An 18,591-nucleotide genomic window follows, 5' to 3' on the forward strand; every position below is an offset into this window, starting at 1 on the left:
TTGGTGGCCGCGCAAGCCCATCCGGGCACGCGTAAGATGGCGGAGCACGCATTGAAGCACGCATTGAAGCATGAGCTGTCGTCCATCGAAACGCATTCGCGGGAGGCTTTCATGTCACAGCATTTCGACGCCGTCGTGATCGGCACCGGGCAAGGCGGCTCCCCGCTCGCGGTGCGCCTCGCGCAAAGCGGGCGCCGCACGGCGGTCATCGAGCGGCATTTGTTCGGCGGCACGTGCGTGAACGTCGGCTGCACGCCGACCAAGACCTACGTCGCGAGCGCGCGCGCCGCGCACGTCGCGCGCCACGCGGCCGAGTACGGCGTGATGCTCGAAGGCGAGGTGCGCGTCGATATGGCGCGCGTGAAGGCGCGCAAGGAAGAGGTGATCGGCCAGTCGCGCAACGGCATCGAAAAATGGCTGCGCACGACGCCGGACGTGACGGTCTTCACCGGCCACGGACGGTTTACCGGGCCGCATTCGATCCGCGTCGAGGGCCACGACGGCCAGCCGCACGACTTGCAGGCCGACGCCGTGTTCATCAACACCGGCACGCGGCCGGTGATCCCGCGAATCGACGGCATCGAGCGCATTCCCTACCTGACCAACTCGACACTGCTGGAACTGAGCGAGGTGCCCGCGCATCTGGTGGTCGTCGGCGCGAGCTATATCGCGCTCGAATTCGCGCAGATGTTCCGGCGCTTCGGCAGCCGCGTGACGGTGCTCGTGCGCGGCAAGCGCGTGCTGTCGCGCGAGGACGCGGACTTCGCCTTGAGCATCCAGAAAGTGCTGGCGAAGGAGGGTGTCGAGTTTCGCTTCGGCGCCGAGCCGACGCGCGTCGAGCCGGCGGGCGCTGGCGTGAGGATTATGCTGGGCGACGAAGCCGTCGACGCGTCGCATCTGCTCTGCGCGACCGGCCGCACGCCCAACACCGACGATCTCGGGCTCGACGCGGCGGGCATCGCGGTCGACCAGCACGGCCTGATCGAAGTCGACGGCCAGTTGCGCACGAAGGTCGAGGGCATCTGGGCAATCGGCGACGTCAACGGCCGCGGGGCGTTCACGCATACGTCGTACAACGACTATGAGGTCGTCGCGGCGAACCTGCTCGATGGGGCAGCGCGCAGTGTCGACGGGCGGATCATGACGTATGCGGTTTTCGTCGATCCGCCGTTCGCGCGGGTCGGCATGAGCGAGAGCGAGGTGCGCGCCGACGGCCGCGAGGCCCTGATCGCCACGATGCCGATGGCACGGGTGGGGCGGGCGCGCGAGCGCGGCGAAACGGATGGCTTCATGAAGGCGCTCGTCGATGCGAAGACGAAGCTGATTCTCGGTGCCGCGATTCACGGCATCGAAGGCGACGAGGCGATCCACACCTTCGTCGATATCATGAATGCCGGCGCGCCGTACACCACGCTTCAGCAAGCGATGCACGTCCATCCGACGGTGTGCGAACTCGTGCCGACGCTGCTTGGCATGTTGAAGCCGCTCGCGTAGCGCGTGACGGGTTGCCGCCCGCGCTTTGGGAGACCACCGCTAAGCCTCCACCGCCGGCTCCTCGACGGCCTTCTCCATGGCGGCGTCGCGCGTCTCCGGCATCGCAAGCCACACGAGAGCAGCCGCAAGCGCGCCCGCCGCCGCGAGGCCGAAGAAGCTCATCGCAGTCCCGAAGCGGTCGGCAGCGAACCCCGCCGCCGCCGTCGAGAGCGTGGCGCCGACTCCCGCCGCCAGCCCGAAAAACCCGATGCACAGGTTATAGCGCCCCTTGCCACCCGCCACGTCCGCCGCGATCAGCGGCAGCATCACGCCGAACACAGCCGCGCTGATGCCGTCGAGCATCTGCACCGGCACGAGCAGATACGGGCTGCTCACGCCCGCGAAGAGCACCGCCCGCAACGGCAGCGCGCAAAAGCCGAGGATCAGCACCGGCCGCCGGCCCCAGCGCTGCGCCTGCCGGCCGACCCACGGCGAGAGCGCCGCCACGATGAACTGCGGCACGATGATGCACGCCGCGATCACGAGTTGAACGTTGTCGCCCATGTGCGCGGTGACTTCGCCGGCGGCGAGATTCAGCATCGCCGCGTTCGAAAGGTGAAACAGCACCACGCACGCCGCGAAGATCAGAAGCCGCCTGTCGCGCAGCAGATCGCGCAGCGACTCGCGTTCCTCGCCGTCCGCCGTCAGCTTTTGCGCGGCCTTCGCGTTGGCGCCGCGCGGGAGCTTTGGCGGCATCTCGTGATGGATCATGTTCAACGCGACGAGCGCCGGCAGCGCGAGCGCCGCCGTCAGGAAGAACACCGAGCGCAGCGAAAAATATTCGCCGAATACGCCCATCAGTGCCGCCGTGAGCGCGCTGCCGATCGATGCCCAGCGCGCGTTGCGCCCGAGCCGGTCGCCGAGATCGGCGCGCGAGACGAGCGCGAGTGAAATCGCTGCCATCGCCGGCACGAGCATGCAGCTCGCGAAGCCGTGCAGCACTTCGGCCGCGAACACCGGCACGAAGGTCGGGCTGGCGGCGAGAAAGAGGGCGCTCGCGATGATCGCGACGATCGCGGACGCGGCGGCGAATTTCTTGTTGCGCATCGCATCGACGAGTGCGCCTGCCGGCAGTTGGCTCGCCATCGCGCTGATCGTGCCGACGCTCAGCATCAGCCCGATTTCGCCCTGCGTCCATTTGTTGGCCGCGAGGTACGACGCGATGAAAGGGCCGAAGCCGGTCTGCACGTTGGCGACGAAGAAATTCAGCCAGTCGAGCGCGCGAAGACTTCGTGCAATTACCATTGTTGTGGATCGCTGTCAGTGTCGTTATCTGGAAGGGCGCGCGCCGGAAGCCGCTACGCTCGACGCACCCGGGGCCACGACGCCGGTCGCGACGGCGCCCGACGTCGCGGGCGCGGACGTGGAGGCAGTAGCGGCGGCGCTTGCAGGCGCGGGGGCGGGGACGACAGGGGAAACGATCTTGATCGGTTGGTCGGGTCCGTAAGTGGGTGACGCCTTCAACTGGGCGTCGTTGAAATCCATCTGCAGTTGCAGCGTCTTGTTGCGCGACACGACGTGCAGGTCGCCCCAGTTCGCGGCGACGTGGCGCTTGTCGCCGGACAGCGAGTCGCTCAGGTCGACGACGAGCGCCTGCGGCTGAGCCTGCGAGTCGATCAGCACGTCCACCACGCGGCCCATGCGGCCGCCGCTTTTCGCGAGGACCGTCGAATCGACCAGTTGCGCGACGTTCGGCGGCACGTCCTTGACCGGCTGCGGCTTGGGCGTCGGGTCGGGCTTCGCCTTGCCGGTGACGACCGGCGGCGGCGGGGCGAGCGTGATCGGCGCGCTCTTCGACGCCGGCGTGAAACGGAAGACGGACCACGGAAAGATGACCTTGCGATCGCCGACGCCGAGAAAGCCCGCGAGGTTGACCATCATGATCTTCGGCTTGGCTGCCGTGTCGACGAACATGTCGACCGCGCGTCCGATCACCTTGCCGTCGGGGCGCTGCACTTCGCTGTCGAGCAGGCCGTGAAGCTGGTCGTGCTGGAGGATGCGCGTCGAGATGATCTGCGGCGGTGGCGGCGGCTCCGGTTCCTCGACGGGCGGTGGCGCGGGCGGCACGACGGGCTTCGGCTTGACAACCCGGCGCTTCGGCTTCGCCGGGCGCGGCGCCTTCGCTTCCGACGCGGGCTCGGCCGCGACCACGGCGGACGATGGCTCCTCGGCGTCGGCGGCTTCGCCTTCGCTCGGCGGCGGCTGGAACGAGCGCTCGACGATCGGCACGGGCGTTTGCTGCGGGAACAGGCTGCATGCCGAGAGCGCGCAGAGCGCCACGAGCGGCGCGGCCGATCGCGCCAGAACCCGCGTGCGCCAGCCGGCGAGCAGCACGGCCAGCGTCATGCTCAGCAGGGACGGCAAGAGGGACAGCATCAGGGACAGCAGCCCTCGGGCTGAGAAACCTCGACGCGAGAAACCGCCAGTCATCACAAAAGCTCCATGTTTCCGGGCCCTGCCTGGGTCAGATCGCCGCCGGCGAACCGGGGCGGATTGATATGTGAGAAGTCGTGGGAGCGTGCTTGATGCTTGTTCGCTTGTTCGCTTGTTCGCTTGCTGCGGCCGCTCAGACGCCGGCGGGCCGCGAGCGCGCTTCGGTCGCCGCGACGAGTCGCGCGACGGTGTCGGGCGCACCCATCTTTTCGGCGGCATCGCGGGCGGAAAAGCCGTTCGCGTCGCGTGCGTCGGGGTTCGCGCCATGCTCGATCAGATACTCCACCAGTTCCACGCGATTGAACATCGCGGCGATCATCAGCGCCGTGCGGCCATCGGGCGATGCGCCTTCGATTTCCGCGCCGTGTTCCAGCAGCACCTCGATCACGGGCTTGAAACCCTTGAACGCGGCGCCGGCGATCGGCGTCTGGCCGCGGTCGTTGCGCAGGTCGGGATCGGCCTTGTGTTCGAGGAGGACGCGCACGGCGTCGGCGTGGCCGTGATAGCTCGCGAGCATCACGAGGGTGTCGCCGTGGTCGTTGCGCAGGTTCGGCGGCAAGCCCTTGTGCAGCAGGGCGTCGAGCATGGCCGCGTCGCCGCGCCGGGCGACGTCGAAGACTTCGCTCGCGAATGCGATCATGTCTTCGTCGGGGCCTTCGTTCCTTGCGTTGTTGGGTTCTTGCATATGCTGGCTCCTTCTCGGCTGCGTGGTGAAATGCGCGCGTGGGCGGAACGGTTTGCCGGAGACCCTTCCCGTGCGCGGCGCGCAGCGCAGTTCGAAGGATACAGGTTTGCTCGCGGGCCGCGTTCGCGCGGGCTTCTCGTCAGCACGATTCGCGCCAAGCAATTCGCGTTGACGCGTTGCATCGTCAGCACTTACGCTCGGCGCAACGCTGCCCGACTCATTCGTCCCGACTCATTCGTCAATTCCCATCCATCGACCTGGAGCCGCCTCATCATGACCGATTCCGATAACGGTCCAGACACTCAGCAAGCCGCCGCCCGCCGCAATGCACCCGCGGCCCTGCGCAATCGCGACGCCATCCTCGCCGTGCTCGCGCGTGTGCTGCCGGCGAGCGGCGTCGTGCTGGAGATCGCGAGCGGCACCGGCCAGCACGCCGTGCACTGCGCCGCGGCGCTGCCGGGCATCGTCTGGCAGCCGAGCGATCCGGACGCCGGCGCGCGCGCGTCGATCGCGGCCTGGCGCGCTCACGAAGCGCTGCCGAACCTGAAGACGCCGCTCGCGGTCGACGTATGCGCGAACGACTGGGGCATCGAGTCGGCGGCGGCGATCGTCTGCATCAACATGATCCACATCGCGCCGTGGGAAGCGGGGCAGGCGCTGTTCGAAGGCGCGGGCCGGCTGCTCACGACGGGTGGCGTGCTCTACCTTTACGGGCCATACCGGCGCAACGGCGCGCATACGGCGCCGAGCAACGAAGCATTCGATGCGCAACTGCGCGCGAGCGATCCGCGCTGGGGCGTGCGCAACATGGAAGCGGTCGAGGCGCTCGGCAAGGCGGCGGGGTTCGTGCTGGAAGAGGTCGTGCCGATGCCCGCGAACAACTTCAGCCTGGTGTTCAGGAAGGGCGCCGGCGCTCCGTGCTGAAAGGCACGCAAGCGACACCTTTCCGGGCAGATCGACCCACGACGCCGCGCGCCTAAACCGGCGTCGCCGTGTAGACTTCGAATGATCGTTCACTACGCTGCGTCAGCAGCGGCCAGGTCAATCGTCCGTTTCTTCCTACAGGAGGCGCCGTACATGCACGCAGCGTTGCCGCAGCAAGCGGAGCAGGAAGCCGGTTCCAGCGACGCCGGTTCGTCGAAGACATCGCGCGACCTGCGACGCGTCGATATCCATCCCGATCACTGGTATCCGCTCGCGTGGTCACGCGAGGTGAAGCGTGGCAAGACGCACGGCGTTTTCTTCGCCGGCGACCCGATCGTGCTCGTGCGCACCGAATCGGGCCGCGTGTTCGCGCTGGAAGACCGCTGCGCGCACCGGCAAGTGCCGCTGCATGCGGGTGTCGTCGACGGGGAATCGATTCGCTGCTGCTATCACGGCTGGACCTACGACTGCACCGGCCGCTGCACCGACGTTCCCTATCTCGGTCGCGAGCGGCTGCCGAACGGCGTGCGCTCGTATCCGTGCCGCGAGGAGGCCGGGCTCATCTTCGTGTTCACCGGCGACCCGCTCCTCGCCGACACGGCGACTTTTCCCGAACTCGGCTCGGCCACCGATCAGGCCTACAAGACGCGCCGCTTCGGCCGCGCGGTCAAATGCCACTACACGTTCATGCACGAGAATCTGATGGACATGAACCATCAGTTCCTGCATCGGCGGCAGATGGGGAGCATGCGCGCCCGCTCGCTCGGGCGCCGGCGCGGCGAAGACTGGGTGGAAGTGGACTACACGTTCGCGCGCGAGGCGGGCAAGCAGCCGCTCGGCGAGGCGCTGGTCTTCGGCCATAAGCGCGACACGAAGCCCGACGAGTCCCTCAAGGACATCATGACGATCCGCACGGTCTATCCGTACCAGACGCTGAAGATCCGCACGAAGGACGAGACGATGGTGATGGACCTGTGGATCGCGTATGTGCCGCTCGACCGCGAGCAGCGCACCAATCGCACGTTTGGCCTGTTGTCGATCCGCCGGCCGAAAATCCCGGGCCTGCTCGACGCCGCGTGGCCGCTGCTCATCTGGTTTACCGAGCGTATTTTCAAGGAGGATCGCTGGATCGTCGAGCGCGAGCAGGAAGCGCACGACCGCCAGGGCGCCGATCACAACCACGAGGTGTTTCCGGTGATTCTCGAACTGCGCGCGCTCCTGGCCGAGCGCGGTGCGCCGGCCCGCGACGCGGCGGCGCATGGCGTCGAGCCGCGCCGCGTGCACCTGATCCAGCCGATCACCGACTTGCCGGCGTCGTGAGTTCGGCGTTCGTGAGTACATGGCCCACTGGCGCGAAACGCGCAGTGGCGCTATACAGAAGGCATGCTCCACACGAAACAGGTTGCCACCATGACACGCGACTCGACTGACCCCACCAACCGCGATCCTGCGAATATCGAGCGCGAGCAGCCCGAGCTCGAGCATTTCGACGCGGCGCTCACCCACGTCGACGATTCGGTCGCCGCGGGCAGGATGGCCGCGGGCGCGGCGAAGGGCATCCTGTACAGCATCATCGAGACGCTCGGCACGCTCGTCGGCGATCCTGACCTGCCGTCGCATGCGCGCTCAGGCTACGAAGGATTGCTCGAGACGGCGCGCGAACTGCGCGCGCGCGTCGACCAGTGATGCAGCTTCGGCACTAGCAACGACAGCGCCGCGTTCGCGCGAGGCGAGCGCGGCAAGACCAAGCCCGGTTCACGTGACTGGCGCCTCGGGATGGATCACCATCGGGGAGCGTGAACCGTCGAGAGCCGCGCGCCTGGGCACTTCATTTCCTGATCGACATTCGTCATCGATATTGCGGAGAAATGCCGTGCCTGAAACTGCCAATCTCGTCGCCTTCGGATTCGTCGCGTTGGGCATGGTCCTCACGCCCGGGCCGAACATGGTCTACCTCATCTCGCGCTCGATCTGCCAGGGGCGTCGCGCCGGGCTCATCTCGCTCGGCGGCGTGGCGCTCGGCTTCGTCGTATACATGCTGTGCGCGGCGCTCGGCATCACGGCCTTGCTGCTCGCCGTGCCCTTCGCCTATGACGCGCTGCGCTTCGGCGGCGCCCTCTACCTGCTCTGGCTCGCGTGGCAGGCGGTGAAGCCGGGCGGCCATTCGCCGTTCCAGGTCCGCGCGCTTCCCGCCGACCGGCCCGCGAGGCTCTTCACGATGGGCTTCGTCACGAACCTGTTCAATCCGAAGATCGCGGTCATGTACCTGTCGCTGCTGCCGCAGTTCATCACACCGGCCGCGGGGCACGGCGGCGTGCTTGCGCAGTCGCTCGTGCTCGGCACGCTGCAGATCGCCATCAGCGTCGCCGTGAATGCGCTGATCGCGATCATGGCCGGATCGATCGCCGCGTTTCTCGCCGGCCGGCCGCTCTGGCTCGTCGCGCAGCGCTGGCTGATGGGCACGGTGCTCACCGCGCTGGCATGGCGCATGGCGACCGAGGCGCGACGTTGACCTGGCGCACCTCGCCGACGCATATTTGTGTGTGAAATCACGCCCGCTCGGGCAATATGACGAATCTAACCTGAGACAACCAAAAGGAGGCCATCATGAGCAAGAGTCAGGACGCCAAGAAGGCACAAAAGAAAGTCGCCACCAAGACGCCCAAGGAAAAGAAGGAAGCGAAGAAGGTGAAGAAGGAGGCGTCGAAGCGTCAGTGATTTTGTAGACGGGTCGCCGCTGGACGCTGCTGTTTTCGTTCAGCGGTGCCTCCGCGAGGCTTCGTGTCTCCGGCCGGTAGCGACCGGCCATCGAACCTGAAGAAGACAGCCGGACCGCAGCGTGCCAGCCTTGGCGCGCGCATCGATTCCGGCCATTGACGCGGTGCAACGCCGCCGTCATAACGACCATCCATCCCCTTGTCGAAGTGCATCCCCAGGCCGGACCGAGTCCTGGACTTACAGTCCAGCGCCAACCCGTCGGCCGCGAAAATACTCGTTAACCAGACAGTGAAAAAAAACGACACTCGCTGTTTCGAAGCTTTCGCATTCCATCTGTAAGCCATTAAACTGGCGAGCAACAAAATTCAACATGTCCAGGCAAATGGCACGACCGTGTCAGGTGCTGCCTCGAACTCAGCATAAGAATCCGACAAACCGTCCAGAGGAGAAAAGAATGAAGCGTTACAAGAAGACCAAGGCCGTCGTTATCGCCGGCGCCGCGCTGACGGCAGCCCCTGCTGCGTTCGCGCAAAGCAGTGTCACGCTGTACGGTATTGTCGACTTGTCGATGGCGTATCAGAACAGCCAGACCACGCTGGGTTCGACGAGTGGCGGACAGCACAACTTCAAGATGGCCTCGGGCGTGTGGGCGGGCAGCCGCTTCGGCTTGAAGGGCTCGGAAGACCTGGGCGGCGGCACGAAGACGATCTTCCAGTTGGAATCGGGCTTCAGTGCGAACACCGGCGCGCAGCAGTACCCCAACGCGATGTTCGGCCGCCAGGCATGGGTCGGCTTGACGAACAACGCCTACGGTACGTTCACGGCCGGCCGCCAGTACACGTCGTACTACACGCTGCTCTCGCCGTATAGCCCGACCAACTGGCTCACCGGCTTCTACGGCGCGCACCCGGGCGACCTGGACCAGATGGACACGATTTACCGCGCGAACAACTCCCTCGTCTATACGACGCCGAAGTTCTACGGCCTGACGGCGAGCGGCTCGTATTCGTTCGCGGGCGTTCCCGGCAGCGTGAACCAGGGCGCGACCTGGAGCGGCGCGCTGCAATACGCGAACGGCCCGATCGGCCTCGCGGTCGGCATCACCCGCCTCAACAACTCGACGCCGGGCGGCGGCGCCTTCGGCGCGGATTCGACGACCAACACGAACGGCCAGTCGGGGGTGTCGGCGGTGACGAACGGCTTCCGCACGGCGCAGGCGCAACAGCGCTTCGCGGTCGCGGGCGGGTATACGTTCAACAGCGCGTGGGACGTGTCGCTCACATACTCGAACGTCCAGTACATTCCGGGCATCAACTCCAGCTTCCACGACCTGGCGATCTGGAACACGGCGGGCGCCGTGCTGCACTGGAAGGCCACCCCGACGTGGGACTTCGGCGCGGGCTACAGCTACACGCGCGCGACCAAGTCGAACGGTATCGAGAGCACGGCGCAATACCAGCAGGTCAACCTGTCCGAGTACTACTCGCTCTCGAAGCGCACGGGTCTCTACGCATTGCAGGCTTTCCAGCGCGCCCGCGGCCAGACGCTCGGCAATGCCGGCGCGAGCAACATCATCAACGCGACGGCGACGGTCGGCGACGGCTTCCAGACGGCACCTTCGTCCTCGGGCAGCATGTTCGCGGCAGGCGTGGGTATCATCCACCGCTTCTGATTCTCGCAGCATCGCAATGGAAAACCGGACGCCTTGGCGTCCGGTTTTTTTTCGGCATTGCGTTTGGTTGAACGATCGTACGAATTTAGTGGAATTGCCTGGAACGGAGAGGGAAAAAGCGGCCACTCAACAATTGTTGACAGTAGCCCGCGCAGACTTCCGCTATGTTGCAGGGTCAGTCAATCAGTGATGCGAACGATATGAACCTCCGCAACCGCCTTGCGCTTCCTCGTCTCCGGGTCGTGTTCGCTCGCGATGCGACAACTCGCGCCGACGTCCACCGCGAGCAGCGGCAATCAGGCATTCCAGAAAGCGCGGCGCAGCCCGCCCCGCTCGTTTCCTTGCGGCAAGCGGCGCTCGCCGCGCTGATGTTCGCGGGCGCGGCGCCGTCGTTTGCCGGGACCGCTGCACCCGCGCCCAAGGATCCGGCGCGTACCGCTGACAGCGGGCGACATCGTCTCGATGCGTCGCATCAGACGGAGATGATGGACTCCGTGCTGGTGGACGAACCCTATCAGGCGCCGCGCGGCAAGCGTCCGGCTCGCGCGGGCACTAAGGCGGGCGGCAAGCGGAGCGCCGTCGCGCAGCATCATCCGGCGCATGGCGGCGGATTCAATGTGCATGCGGCGAAAATCCGGGCGGCGGGCGGTAACGGCATGCCCGCCACGCGCCTCGCGACGAACGGCAACCGGAATCGGAGCGGCGTCGCGCTGGCGGAGCAGGGCGCGCGCAGTCAGGACACGGTGTCGACGCGCGCTCCGGCGACCGTGTCGATCGACGCCGATCCACGCCCGCTGCCCATCTTCGACGACTGGACCTCGGCCGCGAGCCTCGCCGAGTCGGCGAACGCAGGACGCGATGCTCGCGCGGCGGTTGTATCGGACGGCGTCGGCCAGTCGATGCGCGACGCCGCGCCGCTGGCGGCGGGCGTCACCGGTGCCCGGTTGACGGAGCGCGTCGTGCAAGCGCCCGGAATAGCCGATGCGGAGTCGATGTCGAAATCGGTGGCGGTAGGGCGTGCCTCGGGCAACCGTACGTTACCGATGCTGCAAGGCGCGTCGGCAACGCGCAACGCCCCGCCCAGCGGCGAATCCGCCGCAGACCCGTGGGCCAGCGCGTGGTTCGGCCGAAGCGGCCTGATGCACGGCAGCGCGTCCGGCGATGCGCGTTCGGTCGCGCGCGAGAACCCGCAAGACGCCGCCAAGCCGTTCGACGCAACCTTGCTCACGGCACCACGCAACGATTCCAGCGGGGACGACTGGACGCGCGTCAGCGAGGTCAGGTCGGACGCTTCGTCGATGAATCAGCGCGGCGTCTGGTAAGCGGCATTCGCACGGCGGCGGGTAGCGGCTGGAGTCAGTTGCTACCGCAATGCTGGAATCGACGGCCGGGACCGCCGCATCTTTCCAAACGAACTCGCAGAGTCACGACGTATGCTTCGACGCCGCCGCCGAATCATCACCGCTCGCCTTCGACGCCGCTGCTCGCGGTGAGCGGGGCGAACCCCCGCGCCCGCCATCCGGTTTGTCGGGAACGCGCGCCGGAAAGATCGCGCCGACCAGCCGGTCGACGAAGAAGAAGAACTTGTCGGATGCGTAGCCCGCGATGAACGCGATCGCCAGGGGCGAGATTTCCTTGCCGCCTTCCAGCAATTTGCTGAAAAGGCCGATCGAGATTCCGACGATCACCGCACTCGTCACATGCGCCCGGTTCGCCACTTTCGAATGCTCGGGATGAAAGGTATTGGCGGCGGAATCGGCGCTCAATTGCCTGAGAATCGCCGCGCACGCGCCGAGCCACGCATACAGCACGGGCAGCATGAAGCCGGTGACAGCGCCCACGATCGAAAGAATGATGTCGTTCACATAAAGCGCCATCGCGCGGATGTCCTGATACACGGCGATTTTCTGAAATCCCTGCGCGACGGCGTCCTCGGGCGGCGGCGGATGCTTTTCGCCGGGCTCGGCGTGCGGACTGGCGAGCAGCGGCAGCGTGATTTCCAGCACTTCCCGCGCGATCGCGAGATTGCATTGCCAGTCGTCTTTCTCTTCGTGCTCGATATAACCGGTCGAATGCGCGGTGGCATACGCGCTGGGGAAATTGAGCACCGTCTTTTCACCCGGACAAGGCGGTTTATAAGGGCTGCGGATCACGCCCAATCCAACGCTTGTCGTGAGCGAACTGATGCGGCTCACGTCCGCGAATAACTGGCGATTATTGGTCGCGAATTGCTGAAGCTCCTGCTTGATCTGCAAGGCCGGTTGCGAATTCTGCAAGGCGACGATGGCGTCGGTGCCTTTCACTTTCGCTTCGGTAATCGCCACCGCGTGCGATTGCAACTGGTTATGCAGTGTTAAAGCGGCGGCGTCGTTGTCTTTTACGACGATCGCGATATCGGTGGAAATCTGGTTCACGACAAACAGCACGCACGATAGCGATACGACGAGAATCGTCAATGCAACGGCCGAGCGCGTGTAAATGCGAATGGCCCGGCGCGCGCCGTGACGCGCATCGTCGCCGGCGGTTTCCGCGACGACCGGCGTGACCGCATGCGCGATCCGGCTCATCGCCGCATAAAACGACGCTTCGAGATCGGGATTCCACGTGTGGCTTTGCTGCGCGTCGCGCGCTTTCGACATCGCTTCCACGTCGTTTTCATCGAGCAGCTTGCCGTTTTGCGCGGCATACGAAACCAGGTCGCGACAGTGATCGAGGTCTTCGGTGATCTTTCTTCCCGGATATTGCACTGCCGCAGCAATGCGGCTCATCGCCGCATAAAAGCCGCCGTCGATCGCGTGATTCCAGGTGTCGTGATCGATTGCACAGCGCGCGTCGCGAACCGCGTCGACGTCGGTTTTTTCCAGCGACGTGCCGGTTTCCGCCGCATGAGAAATCAGCGCCTCGCATTTCACGACGTCTTTTGCGACGCGCGGTCCCGGATGGCCGTTGCCATTGTCGAATTCGGGTGCGGCGATGCCCTGCGATGAAGGAACGCTCATGCCAGTCTCCCCGTTTTCGAGGCGCGGCAGCGCGCGCCCGGGTACATCGGTTCGATTTCTAATTTAGGCTGTTATTGCGAGCGACGGCGGATGAATCGGACGGCTCGGTCGATTCTGTTGGCCCGCAAACGTTTGATAACGATTCTAGGCGGCGATTTGCGTGTTTGTGTGCGCGCGATCGCACAGAAGGGAAAGCGGCCGGCGGTGGGTCGCGAGATGATTTTCCGAGAGGCGGTGGATTTAATCTTTCGCGGAACGGTTCGAATTTCCGCGAGAAGAACAGGTCGCCGGAAGCCTGAACATCGAAGCGTATGTGCGCCGCGCATCACGACGAACCAAGCGCGCTCTTGAATAGCGAGGCAGGATGGGGGTCAAATAGCGCTGGGGGCCACCCGGTCCTCCGAAGTTGGTACGTCCGGTGACTCATGGAGCGAATCATGAAAAAGCAGCTTCTGACCGCGTCGTTGCTGGCCCTTGCATCCTCCCTCGCCGCGCCCGCCTTTGCGCGCGACGACGGACCCCGTTTTGCTTCAGACCTTCTCGATACGCTCGTCGCGCAGCATGCCGCTGCGAGCCGCAATATCGCCGACCGCCACGCTTCGCCCGGCCCGTCGTCAGCACCGGCCGCGGCGCCGGCGAGCGGCACGCCGGGCTGATCGCGGCGGCCCGAAGCGGCCGGACGGTTCGCCCGCGCGCATCGACGGATGCGCGCGGGCGCGCTATCGTCCTTCGAGACCGCCATCGTTCCCTGAACATACGTACCCTAAAGGTACGAAAATTGCGCCCACGGCCCCGGGTTGGCGGCTGCTCGTCCGCCTGATCGACTGATCCAACTCATCAAAGGCCATGACAAGGAAAGCAATTTCGATAGCGGTGCTCAGCCTGGCGTGCCTTTCCGCCGGATGTTCGATGATCGGACCGAACCGGCTGAAGGCCGACCAGGTCGATTACGCGCGCGCCCTCGGCGACGCGAAGAAGCGTGAAATTCTTGCCGCGATGGTCGGTTTGCGCTTCGCGGATTCGCCCGCGTTCCTGACGGTCAGCCAGGTCATCGCCGCCTACACGTTCGATGCGACCGCCGGCTCGACGCTCAACGCCGGTTCCGGCAGCCAGCCGAACTACGCGCTGGCGACGGGCTCGGTGTCCTACTCGAACCATCCGACTTTCACGTTCACGCCGACGACCGGCGAAGCCTACGCGAGCGCCTACATCCGGCCGCTTTCCCCGACGCTCGTGATGCCACTCGCCGAGAGCGGCATGCCGATCGACCTCCTGTTGCGCATCACCGCGCAGTCGATCGGCGGCCTGCAGAACGGCACGGCGCTCGGCGGCCCGAACAGTTCGGGCGCGCCCGAGTTCTTCCAGTTGCTGCGCGCGCTGCGGCGGCTGCAACTGGCGGGCGAGCTGAACATCGAGTCGCGCGACGACAATCACGCCGGCCGGGTATTCCTCACGATCGGTGGGACGGCGAGCGGGACGTCGAAGGAAACCGCCGAGGATCTCGCGAGCGTGCGCCGCCTGCTGAAACTGTCGCCGAAGACGAAGACCTACGAGATCGTCTACGGCCAGTCGGCGCAGCGCGGCGACCACATACCGATGGTCACGCGCTCGGTGCTCGGCATTCTCACGGACCTGGGCGCACAGGTCGACGTGCCGTCCGAGCTGATCGGCAGCGGCTCGACCAAGCCGACCATCGGACTGATCGGCGGGGAGACGCGTCCGACCATCGTCGTCAAGGTGGGCAAGAAGGCGCCGGCGGATGCGTACGTGAATATTCTCTACGGCCAGTCGGAGTACTGGATCGAACGCAGCGACTTCGACTCGAAATACGCGTTCACGGTCGTGCAGAACCTGATGGCGCTCGCCGAGGTTACGCAGGATTCGAAGGCGCCGATCGTGACGATTCCGGCGAACTAGGGGGCGCTGGCGCCCGGGGTGGCCCGAGCGCATCAAACGGTGCAGACACCGCGCCCCGCGCCATTCCTCGGTGGAATTTCTTCAGCACAAACCCTCGCAACCGTTTGCGCCATTTGTTTTGTAAGCTTCCTTTGTGTCATCTTATCGATGCGTTGATATTTCAATAACCGGCCGACACGGAAAAAACACTCGGGCAAGCGAAATCGATGTGGATCGTCAGACTTGCGCTACGGCGCCCGTACACGTTTATCGTCCTGTCACTGCTGTTGCTGATCATCGGTCCGCTCGTGATCCTGCGCACGCCGACCGACATCTTTCCCAACATCGACATCCCGGTCGTCTCGGTCATCTGGAGTTACAACGGCCTGCAACCGGCCGAGATGGAGCGGCGCATCACGCTCAATTACGAGCGCGGCCTCTCGGTCGCGGTCAACGACATCGAGCACATCGAATCGGAATCGCTGCCGGGCATCGCGGTGATTCGCATCTATTTCCAGCCGAACGCGAACGTGGATGAAGCGATCGCCGAGATCACGGCGCTCTCGCAAACCCAGCTTCGCTCGCTTCCGCCCGGCATCACGCCGCCGAACATCCTGCGCTTCAACGCATCGACGGTGCCGATCCTGCGGCTCGCGCTTTCGTCGACGGAACTCACCGAGCAGCAGCTCTACGACTTCGGCAACAGCTTCCTCAAGACGCAGCTCGCGACCGTGCAGGGCGCGTCGGTGCCGTTGCCTTACGGCGGCAAACAGCGCCAGATCATGGTCGACATCGACTCGCGCAAGCTGCAGGCGAAAAACCTCGCGCCGACCGATGTCGTCAATGCGATCACCGCCCAGAACCTGATCCTGCCGACCGGCACGACCAAGATCGGCCCGACCGAATATTCGGTTGGACTCAACGCGAGCCCGAGCACGATCGAAGGCCTCAACGACATCCCGATTCGCACCGGCCCGAACGGCACCATCTATATCAAGGACGTCGCCCACGTGCGCGACGGCTTCCAGCCGCAGACCAACATCGTGCGCCTCGACGGCACGCGCGCCTCGCTGCTCACGATCAACAAGAGCGGCAACGCCTCGACGCTCGACATCGTCGCGCGCGTAAAGGCGCTCTTGCCGACGCTGCGTGGCCTCGTGCCGGAGTCGCTGAAGATCGAGCCGGTCGCGGACCAGTCGCTGTTCGTGCGCGCTTCGGTGTCGGGCGTGCTGCGCGAAGCGGTGATCGCAGCCGGCCTGACCGCGCTGATGGTGCTGCTTTTTCTCGGCAGCTGGCGCGCGACGCTGATCATCGCGATCTCGATTCCGCTCTCGATGCTGACCTCGATCGTGATGCTTTCCGCGATCGGCCAGACGATCAACATCATGACGCTCGGCGGCCTCGCGCTGGCGGTGGGTATCCTCGTCGACGACGCAACGGTCGCCATCGAGAACATCAGCCAGAACCTCGAGCAGGGCAAGGAGCTGGAGCAGGCGATCCTCGACGGCGCGCAGCAGATCGCGGTGCCGACGCTCGTCTCGACGCTCTCCATCTGCATCGTGTTCATTCCGATGTTCCTGCTGACGGGCGTCGCGCACTACCTGTTCGTGCCGCTCGCCGAAGCGGTCGTGTTCGCGATGCTCGCGTCGTACTTCTTCTCGCGCACGCTGATCCCGACGCTCGCGAAATACCTGCTGCGCAACCACGAGCACATGGGCGGCGACGTCGAATCGATGAAGGGTTCGCGCAATCCCTTCGTGCGCATCCACCTGGGTTTCGAGCGGCGCTTCGAGTCCGTGCGCCACCGCTATCGCGGCTTTCTCGAAGCGCAACTCGAGCATCCGGGCCGCTTCGCGCTGATCTTCCTGCTGTGCTGCCTGCTCTCGCTCGGACTCGCGCCGTTCCTCGGCCGCGACTTCTTTCCCTCCGTCGACGCCGGCGTGATCGCGATGCACCTGCGCACGCGCACGGGCACGCGCATCGAGGAAACGGCCGCGCTGACGGATCGCGTCGACCAGCGCGTGCGCCAGTTGATCCCGAAAACCGAAGTGCGTTCGATCATCGACAATATCGGCTTGCCGGTGTCGGGCATCAACCTCTCGTACAGCAATACCGGCACGATCAGTTCCGCCGACTCCGACGTCCTCATCAGCCTCAACGAAGACCACAAGCCGACCGCCGATTACATCCACGAATTGCGCCAGCGCCTGCCCGTCGAGTTTCCGGGCGTCGCATTCTCGTTCCTGCCGGCCGACATCGTCAGCCAGATCCTGAACTTCGGCGTGCCCGCGCCGCTCGACATCGAGATCGTCGGTCGCGACGTGCAGGGCAACCGCGCGTTCGCGAACCGCCTGCTCGCGAAGATCCGCAGCGTGCCCGGACTCGTCGACGCGCGCATCCAGCAGCCTTCCGACCTGCCGTCGATCTTCGTCGAAGTGGATCGGACCAAGGCGTTGCAGGCGGGCTTCACGCAACGCGACGTCGCCAACAATCTGCTGATCACGCTTTCCGGCAGCCAGCAGACGACGCCGACCTTCTGGCTCAATCCGGCCAACGGCGTGAGCTACAACGTCATCACGTCCGCGCCGCAATACGACATGGATTCGCTGCAATCGGTGGCGAACATCCCGCTGACGTCGGCGTCCGGCAAGACGAACCTGCTCGGCTCGCTCGCCACGCTCTCGCGCGGCTCGCGCGAGGCGGTGGTCTATCACTACAACGCGCAGACCAGCATCAACCTTTACGCAACGACCGAGCGGCGCGATCTCGGCGCGGTATCGGACGACGTGCAGCGCATCATCGACGAAGCGCGCGGCGAGTTGCCCAAGGGCTCGTCGATCGAGATGCGCGGCCAGGTCGAAACGATGAACTCGTCGTTCAGCGGTCTCGCGTTCGGGCTGATCCTTGCGGTCGTGCTGGTGTACTTGCTGATCGTCGTGAACTTCCAGTCGTGGCTCGATCCGTTCATCATCATCACCGCGTTGCCGGGCGCGCTCGCGGGCATCGTCTGGATGTTGTTCCTCACGCACACCACGCTGTCGATTCCCGCGCTCACCGGCGCGATCATGTGCATCGGCATCGCGACGGCGAACAGCATCCTGGTGGTGAGTTTCGCGCGTTCCGCGTTGCAGGAGCATGGCGACGCCGTGCGTTCCGCGCTCGAAGCGGGTTTTACGCGCTTTCGCCCGGTGCTGATGACCGCGCTCGCGATGATGATCGGCATGGTGCCGATGGCAGTTGGTCTGGGCGAGGGCGGCGAGCAGAACGCGCCGCTCGGGCGCGCGGTGATCGGCGGATTGATGGTTGGCACGATCGCGACACTGTTTTTCGTGCCGGTGGTGTTTTCGATGATCTACCGGCGGATCGAAGCACGGAGGGGGTTGGAGGCTGGCGCAGCGAGGGATGGATGATCGCTGGCGCTTGGGGTTGGAGTGGGGTGGGTTGAGTTGTTTACACCGTTTGATGCGCTTGGGCTTCTGCGGAACTTGCTTTGGTTTTGGTTTATTAGCTCTGCCCCTGTCCGGGGCGGGACTCACTTTCTTTGCTGCTGCAAAGAAAGTAAGCAAAGAAAGCAGCTTCCCAACGCCAATTCTTGCCAGTCGTCGCCAGACCGTTATGTCGGAGTGGTCCAACCGGGGGAGTGTCGTTAGCGGAGTTTCATCGTTGTTGGCATGTAGAAAAGGCGCGCACGTCGCACCGCTGCGCGGAGTGGAACAGCAGTCATTCATCCG

General features: G+C 65.2%; 15 protein-coding genes and 1 riboswitch. Of the genes, 11 read left to right on the plus strand and 4 right to left on the minus strand.

Annotated elements, in window-relative coordinates; genetic code table 11:
- Nucleotides 1–111 precede the first annotated feature (111 nt).
- Nucleotides 112–1,494 (plus strand): FAD-containing oxidoreductase, encoded by a 1,383-nt coding sequence (locus tag AWB68_RS28295; RefSeq protein ID WP_087647654.1) that lies wholly within the window; start codon nt 112–114, stop codon nt 1,492–1,494.
- 39 nt (nt 1,495–1,533) lie between these two features.
- Here the strand turns inward: AWB68_RS28295 and AWB68_RS28300 are convergent, their stop codons facing one another.
- From AWB68_RS28300 to AWB68_RS28310, 3 genes are all read right to left on the minus strand, one after another.
- On the minus strand, nt 1,534–2,778 hold the full coding sequence (locus AWB68_RS28300) for an MFS transporter (RefSeq protein ID WP_087647643.1): 1,245 nt from the start codon (nt 2,776–2,778) through the stop codon (nt 1,534–1,536).
- A 24-nt stretch (nt 2,779–2,802) separates the two neighbouring features.
- Nucleotides 2,803–3,963, minus strand: a complete 1,161-nt coding sequence (locus tag AWB68_RS28305; RefSeq protein ID WP_235028538.1) for a hypothetical protein — start codon at nt 3,961–3,963, stop codon at nt 2,803–2,805.
- Nucleotides 3,964–4,099: 136 nt separating this feature from the next.
- The gene (locus AWB68_RS28310; RefSeq protein WP_087647644.1) at nt 4,100–4,651 is read right to left on the minus strand and encodes an ankyrin repeat domain-containing protein; all 552 of its coding nucleotides are present in this window, start codon (nt 4,649–4,651) and stop codon (nt 4,100–4,102) included.
- A gap of 273 nt (nt 4,652–4,924) precedes the next feature.
- Between AWB68_RS28310 and AWB68_RS28315 the strand changes: the two genes are divergently transcribed.
- The 6 genes from AWB68_RS28315 to AWB68_RS28340 all read left to right on the plus strand — a co-directional run bounded on the left by AWB68_RS28315 (nt 4,925) and on the right by AWB68_RS28340 (nt 11,287).
- Nucleotides 4,925–5,575 (plus strand): DUF938 domain-containing protein, encoded by a 651-nt coding sequence (locus tag AWB68_RS28315; RefSeq protein ID WP_087647656.1) that lies wholly within the window; start codon nt 4,925–4,927, stop codon nt 5,573–5,575.
- Between the two features lie 153 nt (nt 5,576–5,728).
- Nucleotides 5,729–6,895, plus strand: a complete 1,167-nt coding sequence (locus tag AWB68_RS28320) for a Rieske 2Fe-2S domain-containing protein (RefSeq protein ID WP_087647645.1) — start codon at nt 5,729–5,731, stop codon at nt 6,893–6,895.
- 90 nt (nt 6,896–6,985) lie between these two features.
- A complete protein-coding gene (locus AWB68_RS28325; RefSeq protein ID WP_125483061.1) occupies nt 6,986–7,261 on the plus strand; it encodes a hypothetical protein in 276 nt (91 codons plus the stop codon).
- Between the two features lie 63 nt (nt 7,262–7,324).
- Nucleotides 7,325–7,407, plus strand: a riboswitch (ZMP/ZTP riboswitch).
- Nucleotides 7,408–7,448: 41 nt separating this feature from the next.
- Complete coding sequence (locus AWB68_RS28330; RefSeq protein ID WP_087647647.1) at nt 7,449–8,087, plus strand: LysE family translocator; 639 nt, start codon at nt 7,449–7,451, stop codon at nt 8,085–8,087.
- 660 nt (nt 8,088–8,747) lie between these two features.
- Nucleotides 8,748–9,965, plus strand: coding sequence for a porin (locus tag AWB68_RS28335; RefSeq protein WP_087647648.1), 1,218 nt, complete (start codon nt 8,748–8,750; stop codon nt 9,963–9,965).
- Between the two features lie 200 nt (nt 9,966–10,165).
- Entirely contained in the window at nt 10,166–11,287 is a 1,122-nt protein-coding gene (locus tag AWB68_RS28340) for a hypothetical protein (protein WP_087647649.1), read from the plus strand.
- Nucleotides 11,288–11,389: 102 nt separating this feature from the next.
- Here AWB68_RS28340 and AWB68_RS28345 read toward each other — a convergent pair whose 3' ends face one another.
- Nucleotides 11,390–12,964, minus strand: a complete 1,575-nt coding sequence (locus tag AWB68_RS28345) for a hypothetical protein (RefSeq protein ID WP_235028539.1) — start codon at nt 12,962–12,964, stop codon at nt 11,390–11,392.
- A gap of 437 nt (nt 12,965–13,401) precedes the next feature.
- Between AWB68_RS28345 and AWB68_RS28350 the strand changes: the two genes are divergently transcribed.
- From AWB68_RS28350 to AWB68_RS49690, 4 genes are all read left to right on the plus strand, one after another.
- The gene (locus AWB68_RS28350; protein ID WP_087647650.1) at nt 13,402–13,620 is read left to right on the plus strand and encodes a hypothetical protein; all 219 of its coding nucleotides are present in this window, start codon (nt 13,402–13,404) and stop codon (nt 13,618–13,620) included.
- 190 nt (nt 13,621–13,810) lie between these two features.
- Complete coding sequence (locus tag AWB68_RS28355) at nt 13,811–14,881, plus strand: hypothetical protein (protein ID WP_087647651.1); 1,071 nt, start codon at nt 13,811–13,813, stop codon at nt 14,879–14,881.
- A gap of 206 nt (nt 14,882–15,087) precedes the next feature.
- The gene (locus AWB68_RS28360) at nt 15,088–18,270 is read left to right on the plus strand and encodes an efflux RND transporter permease subunit (protein WP_087647652.1); all 3,183 of its coding nucleotides are present in this window, start codon (nt 15,088–15,090) and stop codon (nt 18,268–18,270) included.
- The coding region (locus AWB68_RS49690; protein ID WP_143281975.1) for a hypothetical protein at nt 18,263–18,591 on the plus strand (329 nt) is incomplete at its 3' end. The genes AWB68_RS28360 and AWB68_RS49690, both read left to right, overlap by 8 nt.

It is taken from the genome of Caballeronia choica, from assembly GCF_001544535.1.
Classification (GTDB): Bacteria; Pseudomonadota; Gammaproteobacteria; order Burkholderiales; family Burkholderiaceae; genus Caballeronia; species Caballeronia choica.

What these genes read in the sequence shown, in the direction of transcription:
- AWB68_RS28295 (WP_087647654.1), top strand. Translation starts at nt 112, where the DNA reads ATGTCACAGCATTTCGACGCCGTCGTGATCGGCACCGGGCAAGGCGGC.
- AWB68_RS28300 (WP_087647643.1), bottom strand. Translation starts at nt 2,778, where the DNA reads ATGGTAATTGCACGAAGTCTTCGCGCGCTCGACTGGCTGAATTTCTTC.
- AWB68_RS28305 (WP_235028538.1), bottom strand. Translation starts at nt 3,963, where the DNA reads ATGACTGGCGGTTTCTCGCGTCGAGGTTTCTCAGCCCGAGGGCTGCTG.
- AWB68_RS28310 (WP_087647644.1), bottom strand. Translation starts at nt 4,651, where the DNA reads ATGCAAGAACCCAACAACGCAAGGAACGAAGGCCCCGACGAAGACATG.
- AWB68_RS28315 (WP_087647656.1), top strand. Translation starts at nt 4,925, where the DNA reads ATGACCGATTCCGATAACGGTCCAGACACTCAGCAAGCCGCCGCCCGC.
- AWB68_RS28320 (WP_087647645.1), top strand. Translation starts at nt 5,729, where the DNA reads ATGCACGCAGCGTTGCCGCAGCAAGCGGAGCAGGAAGCCGGTTCCAGC.
- AWB68_RS28325 (WP_125483061.1), top strand. Translation starts at nt 6,986, where the DNA reads ATGACACGCGACTCGACTGACCCCACCAACCGCGATCCTGCGAATATC.
- AWB68_RS28335 (WP_087647648.1), top strand. Translation starts at nt 8,748, where the DNA reads ATGAAGCGTTACAAGAAGACCAAGGCCGTCGTTATCGCCGGCGCCGCG.
- AWB68_RS28340 (WP_087647649.1), top strand. Translation starts at nt 10,166, where the DNA reads ATGAACCTCCGCAACCGCCTTGCGCTTCCTCGTCTCCGGGTCGTGTTC.
- AWB68_RS28345 (WP_235028539.1), bottom strand. Translation starts at nt 12,964, where the DNA reads ATGAGCGTTCCTTCATCGCAGGGCATCGCCGCACCCGAATTCGACAAT.
- AWB68_RS28350 (WP_087647650.1), top strand. Translation starts at nt 13,402, where the DNA reads ATGAAAAAGCAGCTTCTGACCGCGTCGTTGCTGGCCCTTGCATCCTCC.
- AWB68_RS28355 (WP_087647651.1), top strand. Translation starts at nt 13,811, where the DNA reads ATGACAAGGAAAGCAATTTCGATAGCGGTGCTCAGCCTGGCGTGCCTT.
- AWB68_RS28360 (WP_087647652.1), top strand. Translation starts at nt 15,088, where the DNA reads ATGTGGATCGTCAGACTTGCGCTACGGCGCCCGTACACGTTTATCGTC.